The sequence below is a fragment of the Streptomyces sp. NRRL S-350 genome, assembly GCF_000719705.1.
In the GTDB taxonomy this organism is placed as follows: domain Bacteria; phylum Actinomycetota; class Actinomycetes; order Streptomycetales; family Streptomycetaceae; genus Kitasatospora.
This window is the reverse complement of the sequence record NZ_JOHO01000011.1, coordinates 311547-318697: the sequence shown is the minus strand read 5'-3', so window position 1 is coordinate 318697 and position 7151 is coordinate 311547. Positions and strand designations below refer to the sequence as shown.

The window sequence follows — 7151 nt, the reverse complement described above, 5'->3', positions numbered from 1 at the left end:
TCTTCGTCGGCAGCGTCAGATGTGTATAAGAGACAGGGGCGGACTCCAGGACTCGGGGACGGGGGACGGACCGGCCGGCGCTCGGCCGGTCTGTGCGCGGGCGGTCAGTGCGCGGGCGGCCCGACGGCGACGCTCTGCACGGTGAAGTGCTCCAGCATCGGAGCGCAGGAGCGGCACGGCGGCGCGTGGGTGCCGTGCGCCGGATCGCCCTCCTCGCGGATCCGGACGGTCGTCATCCGGGAGCCCTTGAGCGCCTTGCGGGCCTCGTGCAGGGTCATCGGCTTGCGGGCGGCGCGCTTGGAGCGCCGGGCGTCGACCGCGGTCAGGTACTGGGAGAGCAGGACGGCCTCCGGGCAGCGGCCGGTGAACCGTTCGCGGGCCTCCGGCGGCAGGCTGCTCAGGAGTTCGGTGACCAGGTGGTGCAGCACCGGGCGCCGGGCGCCCTTGCCACCCGCCAGCGTGTGCACCTCGCCGCCCTTGAGCGACAGCGCGGCGGCGACGGCGGGCAGCAGGCTGTCGCGGTGGTGGCGCAGCACGGGCGGGTCCGCCGGCTCACCGGTGGTCATCCGTCGTCCTCCTCCTCGTTGCCCGGCGTCGGCCGGAGTGGCCCGGCCGGTCCTGGGCAAGCCTGTCAAACGACACCGACATCCGTACAACCGGGGTGCGGCGGCGACGGACGGCGGGACGGACCGCGCGGGCGTCACCCGATGCTGGCCGAATGCGCACCTCCTCGTCACGACTTGTCCGCTGATTTCCCGAAACCGCCGCCGGGCCGGGGCGCCGACCGGTACCGTTCCGGCAGCGAGCGGGGCCTGAGTCCGCGCCGGCGGCGGCGGACGGCGGCGGGGTGGTGCTGCCCGCCGGTCCTTTCGGCCAACTCGTTCCGCCGGCACCGCTCCTGGCGGCCGCCGACGGGCGGCCGGTGGCGGAGGACGCCGCGAAGCCCCCCCCCCGAGACCCGCAGCGCGGGCGCGCCGGGTACGGGCGGATCGCCGTCACCAGCTGACAGCCGGGCAGGAACCCCAGGAACCCACCGACGCGCAGCGGACCCGGGTGGTCGCGGCGCGGGCGCTCGGCGGGCGGGGGCGAGCTCCCGGGGGCGCCGTGAGCTCCGGGCTTCTCCGGAAGGGCCCTCCCCGCGGAGTCCTCCGGTTCTCCCCAGGACAGGGGGTTGAGGACAGGCCCTAGGCTGGTGCCCAGCAAGCACCGAGTATTTGCAGCAGCCAGTGGGGGCTCCCAGATGACGACAGGTCGGCCCGGCGTCGCCGCCGCACCGAACGCGGCGTACGCAGGTCAGGTGGTGCAGTTCCCGGATCCGGTCCGCGCGGAGCGGCACCCCGCCGGGGTCAGCGTGGACGAACACGGCTACCCGGACTTCGGTCCGTACGCCGCCGCCGCGGCCGAGGTCGCGGACCCGCCGGAGGGTTTCGGCGTGGACGAACTGCGGCTCACCGACTACGTCTCGGCCAACGTCGCGCTCTACACCCAGGGCCACCCGCTCTGGGCCGACCTGGAGACCGCCGTCGCCACCCCGCCCGGCTGGACCTGGCACCACGCGGTCGGCCGGGCCGCCCCCGGCTGGCGGCGGATGGAGCTCGTCCCGGTCGAGGTCAAGGCACTGCTGCGGCACCACGGCGGCCTCGCCACCTCCGCCGCGGACCACACCCGCCGCGGCACCCGGCCGCTGCAGGAGCGCCGGCCCGTCCACTTCTCGCTGGCCAAGGACGGCGGCGACCCGCTCGGCGTCTCCGAGGACCTGGTGCAGCGCGCCGAGGAACGCCTCGGCTACCGCCTGCCCGGCGCCTACCGCACCTTCCTCAAGCTGGGCGGTGGCCGCGCCCCGGTCGGGGTGGCCCTGGACACCGAGCTCGGCCTGCTGCTCGACCAGCCGTTCCTGACGCTCTCCGAGGAGTACGGCACCGAGGACGTCGTGTACGCCAACAAGTGCCTGCGCGACCACCTCACCAAGGACTACCTGGGCATCGCCTACGCGCAGGGCGGCATCGTCGCGCTCAAGGTGCGCGGCGACCGGGCCGGCTCGGTCTGGTTCCACCTGTACGACGACGCCCGCGACTCCGGCGGCCCGGAGACTCCGGAGGACCGCTGCGCCCGGCTGCTGCTGCCCTGCGGTGACGACTTCGACGCCTTCCTGCTGAGGCTGGCGGGCAGCCCGCCGGAGCTGGAGACGGTCGCGGAGCTGATGGTGGACGGCGGGTTCGCCCGGGCCGTCCCGGTGGGCTGACGGGCGTGGGCGCGGTGGTGCTGGTGGAGCGGGGGACGACGAGGATGCGGACAGGGGTGAACCGGGCGTGGTGACGTACGCGCAGGCGCAGGAGCTCGCCGAGGAGTGGATCAACGGCGGTGTGCCGCGCGCGCAGCAGCGCGAGGTGCGGGTCCGGGAGTTCGACCTGGGCTTCGTCTGCTGGGCGATGCCGCCCGGCGACGGCGACGGGACGGCGGGCCCGGGCAGCGGTCCGGACGGCTCGGGTTCGAACGGTTCGGGCCTCGGCGGCCCGGGCCTGGCCGGCTCGGGCGAGGCGCGGTTGGTGATCGCCCGGGACTCCGGTGCCAGCACGCTCTGGCCGGCGCTGCCCGTCAACGAGGTGGTCCGGCAGTACGAGGAGGTCTACGGGCGGCCGGTCGCGGCCAATCCGGCCGGGGCGGCGAAGCCCGCGCCCGGGCCGGTCGAGGCGACCTCCTTCCTGCTCAGCCCGCCGCAGTGGCTGCAGGAGGCGGGCGCGGCGGCGATCGCCGCGGAGGCGGACCGGCTGGGGGCCGGCACGGCCGCTCCGGCGGCCGCAGCTCCTGCGGCCGCGCCCGTTCCCGCCCCCGCTCCGGCGCCCGCCCCCGCTCCGGCGCCCGCGCCCGCCGTGCTGACCGAGCCGCCGGTGTCCGACCGGCCCGCCGGGGACGCGCCGACCATGCTCGCCCCGCCGCCCGGCCACGACGAGCCGTTCGTCGCGCCGCCGCAGGCCGCCGGCCCCTTCCCGCCGCCGACCGGTGCGCCCTTCCCCCCGCCGGCCGGCGCGCCCTTCCCGGCGCCGACGGCGCCCGTCGCGCCCCTCGCGCCGGTCGGGGCCGACGCGGCCACCGTGCTGATGCCCGACGGCCTGCGGACCACCGGCTCGGACCTGCCCGACACGCCCGCGCCGGCCGGTGCCGAGGCCGCGACCATGCTGATGCCGCCCGGGAGCGGTGGCTACGGCATGCCTCCGGTCCCGCCGTCCGCCGCCCAGCCCCCGGCGGCCCAGGCCCAGGCCGCACCGCCCCCGCCCGCACCGCAGGCCCAGGCGCCGGCCCCGGCCGCCGAGCCGGCGCCGACGCTGCTCGCGCCGCCGGACGCCATGCCCGGGCTGATGGGCCTGCCCGGCGCCCCGGCCACGCCGCCGGGCGCTCCGGCCACGCCGCCGGGTTCTCCGGTGGAGCACGCGCCGACCATGCTGGCCCCGCCCGGCGGAGTCCCCGGCCTCTCGGGCCTGCCCGGGGCTCCGGCCACGCCGCCGGGTGCCCCGGCCACGCCGCCGGGTGCCCCGGCCACGCCGCCCGGTGCCCCGGCCACGCCGCCGGGTTCTCCGGTGGAGCACGCGCCGACCATGCTCGCCCCGCCCGGCGGAGTCCCCGGCCTCTCGGGCCTGCCCGGCGCCCCGGCCGCCGGAACGCCTGACAGCGGTGCGCCGCAGGGCGGCCTGGGCCGCGGCCCGGGCTCGGCCCCGCCGCCGCCGCCCCCGCCCGCCGCGCTGCGCGGCGGCCCGGCCGGGGCGTCCGGCGCGGGCGCCGCCCCGGCGGGAGCGGGCCGCAACTCCGGCTCCGCCCCGCCGCCGCCCCCGCCCGCCGGACTGAAGCACACCGCGGGCTCCGGCGCCCCCGCTGCCGTTCCCGGCGGCCGGGCTGCCGGGTCGACCCCGCCGCCCCCGCCCCCGGCGGGCCTGCGCGCCGGCGACGCCCCGGCGCCGCAGCCGACGCCGTCCGGCGGGGTGCCCGCAGCCGGGGTGGCGTACGAGGCGACCCAGCTGGCGAGCGCGATCGATCCGGCGCTGCTGGGCGGCCCGGCGGATCCGGGCACCCCGCCGTCCGGTGGGCCGGCCGTCCCGCCGCCCGGCCGCCCGGCGGCGCCCGCCGCGCCGGTGGCCGGCTACGGCTACCCGAACGCGGGCGGCGCCGCCGGGGTCGTCCCCCCGGCGGCGGTGACCGGCTCGCCGCAGTCCGCGCCGGTGCCCCCCGGGGTGCCCGCGGTCGGCCCGGGCTACTTCGCCGCGCTCAGCTACCGGGGCCCGGACGGCTCGGAGCAGAAGCTGCTGCACCGCAGCGAGCCGGGCACCCCGCACCCGGAGTGGAAGATCCTGCAGGACCTGCGCCGGCTCAACGTGCCGCCGGAGCAGGTGCTGGAGCTGTACACCGAGCTGGAGTCCTGTGACCTGCCGGGTGGCTACTGCAACCGCATGATCGCCGCGTCCTGGCCGAACGTCAGGCTGACCCACACCGCCCCGTACGGCCACGACCACGCCTCCCGGCAGGCCGGGATGGCCGAGCTGCTGGACCACCTCGACGAGCTGCACCAGCTGGCGTCCGGCGCCCAGCGGGTCCGCCCGTTCCGGGTGCCGCTGCCCGCGCCGGGGACGGTCCAGGCGCTGCCGCCGCTCCCGCCGCAGCAGCTCGCCCAGGAGGTCACCTCCGCCTTCGGGCAGAACGTGTTCCGTTACGAGCAGCGTGCCGTCTCCCGGCAGGGCGTGCCCGAGCCGGTGTCCCAGTCCCTGATGTGGGCCGGCCTGCCGCGCGACTTCGGGCCGTTCTTTTGGGCGCAGGCGCAGGAGGGCCGCCCGATCCCGACGCTCGCCGAGCTGGCCGCCGAGCGCGGTCTGGCCGGCGGCCCGGACTTCGGCGGCTACCTGGTGCTCGGCAGCGACTACGGGCGCCAGCTGTGCGTCCAGTACGGCACCGCGAACGTGGTCGCGGTGGACGTCGATGGAACCGGCCAGCCGCCGCGGTTCGTCAACAGCGGTGTACCGGAGTTCGTCCGCGCGCTGGCCCTGCTGGGCCGGATGTGGCGGCTGCGGTACGGGCTGACGCCGGACCAGGCCGGTCGCTGGACGACCGACTTCCAGGCCCAGCTCGCCGCGATCGACCCGGCGGCCCTGCAGAACGCGGACACCTGGTGGGCCGTGTTGCTGGAGCAGTTCTGGGACGGTCTGCTGTAGCGGACCGTCGGATCCTCGCAGGTGGGGAGGGGTCGTTCCGGTGTCCGGGGCGGCCCCTCCGGCATGCCGCCGTGGCTGTGCCTCGTTGGGGTTTCGTCCAGATCTGCGCAAAATAGGTCAAGAGGATCGGTCTGTTCGCCCGGTCCTCGACATATTCAGGTCCGTACAACGGCCGATTCCGGCCCCGGCAGACGAACCGGTTCCGGATCCGACCGTTCCGTCCGATCATGGGCTCCGCAGCCCGCGAAACGAGGGGAAGAGCCCATGAGCGACGCCGTCCCCCAGCACGGCTTCACCCAGGCCCGGCGCGGTTACGCGCCCGAGCAGGTCGAGCGCGCCCTCCTGGCGCTCACCGTCCAGCGCGACGAGGCGTGGGAACGGCTGAGCGTCCTGGGCGCCGGGATCCGGCAGATGGAGGCCCGGCTGGCCGACATCCGCCGGGCCGCCGAGGAGGCCCCGGAGCCCGACTACCAGGTGCTCAGCGAGGAGGCCGCCGGACTGGCCGTGATGGCCGAGAAGGAGGCGCGCGCCGTCCGCGACAAGGCCGAGCGCTTCGCCGAGGACCTCCGGGACGAGGTGTACGAGGCCGGGCAGGCGCTCGACCGGGCCGCCAAGGAGTATGCGGCCACCACCCGTACCGAGGCCGACGCGGCGGCCCGCCGCACCGAGGAGCGCACCCGGGCCGAGGCCGAGGGCATCCGCGCCGAAGCCGACCGGGACAGCCGCGCCGTCCGGGACGCCGCCACCGCCTACGCCGCCAAGGTGCGGGTGGCCGCCGCCGAGGCCGGCGAACAGGCCGAGGCCGAGCTCGCCGCCCGGCGCCGCAAGGCCGATGAGGACTTCGCCGCGGCCCTGGCCGCCGCCGACGCCGAGGACGCCGAGGTCTCGGCGACCGCCGAGCGCCGGGTCAAGGAGGCCGAGCAGCACCGGGAGACCGTGCTGAGCCGGATCAAGCAGCTGGAGACGGACGCCCAGGCCAAGGCGGACCAGCTGATCGAGCAGGCCCGCCGGGAGGCCGAGAAGATCAACGCGGCGAGCGAGCGCGAGCAGCGCGAGTTCGACACCCGGCTGGACACGGTCCAGCAGCACCTGGACCACATCAAGGCCACGCTCGCCTCGCTCACCGGCGCGGCCGTCGGCCAGATCGATTCCGGGGCGGCGTCCGCCGCCGCCTCGGCGCTGGCGGACGCCGAGGCGGCGGACGCTGAGCGCTCCGACCCGGCGCCCGCGGACGCGCCCGCGGACGCACCGGGCGCGTTCGCCGACGGGGCGCCGGTCGACTCGGAGGCGGACACCGGCGAGATCCCGGTGGCGAACCTGCGGAAGGCCTCGGCGAAGGTCGCGGCTCCGGCCGGGGCCGCGGAGCGGACGGTCGCGGTGCCGCGCACCCCGGTGGTCGGCGGTGGCGCCGCCAAGGCGCCCGTCGGGCCCGTGGTCACCGGTCCGGTCGCCCCGGCGGTGGTCCCGCCGAAGCCGTCGTCGCCGCCCGAGGCGGTGGCCGACGGGGACGGTGCCCAGGGTGCTCACGGCGGTCAGGGCGCTCACGGTGCTCAGGGCGCTCACGGCGGGGATGCCGAGGCCGGAGCCGAGGCGGAGTCGGCGGAGGAGACCCGGATCGTCCCGAAGATCATCATCGTGGACGACGGCGCCGACTACGCGACCCCCCACACCGTCACCTACCGCCGCCGCTGACCGCGCGGCCCGCCGCCGACGCCCGCGTCCGCGAGCGGACAGCCTGCGGGAACGAAGGGGAACGAAGCGGAACGAAGTAGGCCGAGACCCGTGGCGCCCTCCAGGAAAGGGCGCCACGGTTCCCGGCGCTTGGGCGGGCGCCCCCACCCAGGGCCGCCCGGCCTCGCACCTCCGACCCCCATCGGGGGTGCGACAGTGCCGCCGCAGCCATCCCCCACGGTTGGGTGCGGCGGGCACGTTCACCATGGTGCGCGATCTCCATGG

General features: G+C 77.4%; 4 protein-coding genes. 3 read left to right on the top strand and 1 reads right to left on the bottom strand.

Annotated elements, in window-relative coordinates:
* Nucleotides 1–104 precede the first annotated feature (104 nt).
* Nucleotides 105–566, bottom strand: a complete 462-nt coding sequence (locus IF30_RS0114075; RefSeq protein ID WP_051710198.1) for a YwqJ-related putative deaminase — start codon at nt 564–566, stop codon at nt 105–107.
* A gap of 674 nt (nt 567–1240) precedes the next feature.
* Here IF30_RS0114075 and IF30_RS0114065 point away from each other — a divergent pair.
* The 3 genes from IF30_RS0114065 to IF30_RS47735 all read left to right on the top strand — a co-directional run bounded on the left by IF30_RS0114065 (nt 1241) and on the right by IF30_RS47735 (nt 6887).
* Nucleotides 1241–2242: an SMI1/KNR4 family protein gene (locus tag IF30_RS0114065; RefSeq protein WP_030237042.1), complete on the top strand. Its 1002-nt coding sequence runs from the start codon at nt 1241–1243 to the stop codon at nt 2240–2242.
* A gap of 67 nt (nt 2243–2309) precedes the next feature.
* Nucleotides 2310–5195, top strand: a complete 2886-nt coding sequence (locus IF30_RS0114060) for an SUKH-4 family immunity protein (RefSeq protein WP_030237039.1) — start codon at nt 2310–2312, stop codon at nt 5193–5195.
* Nucleotides 5196–5459: 264 nt separating this feature from the next.
* On the top strand, nt 5460–6887 hold the full coding sequence (locus tag IF30_RS47735; RefSeq protein WP_030237037.1) for a hypothetical protein: 1428 nt from the start codon (nt 5460–5462) through the stop codon (nt 6885–6887).
* Nucleotides 6888–7151: the final 264 nt, after the last annotated feature.

What these genes read in the sequence shown, in the direction of transcription:
- IF30_RS0114075 (WP_051710198.1), bottom strand. Translation starts at nt 566, where the DNA reads ATGACCACCGGTGAGCCGGCGGACCCGCCCGTGCTGCGCCACCACCGC.
- IF30_RS47735 (WP_030237037.1), top strand. Translation starts at nt 5,460, where the DNA reads ATGAGCGACGCCGTCCCCCAGCACGGCTTCACCCAGGCCCGGCGCGGT.
- IF30_RS0114065 (WP_030237042.1), top strand. Translation starts at nt 1,241, where the DNA reads ATGACGACAGGTCGGCCCGGCGTCGCCGCCGCACCGAACGCGGCGTAC.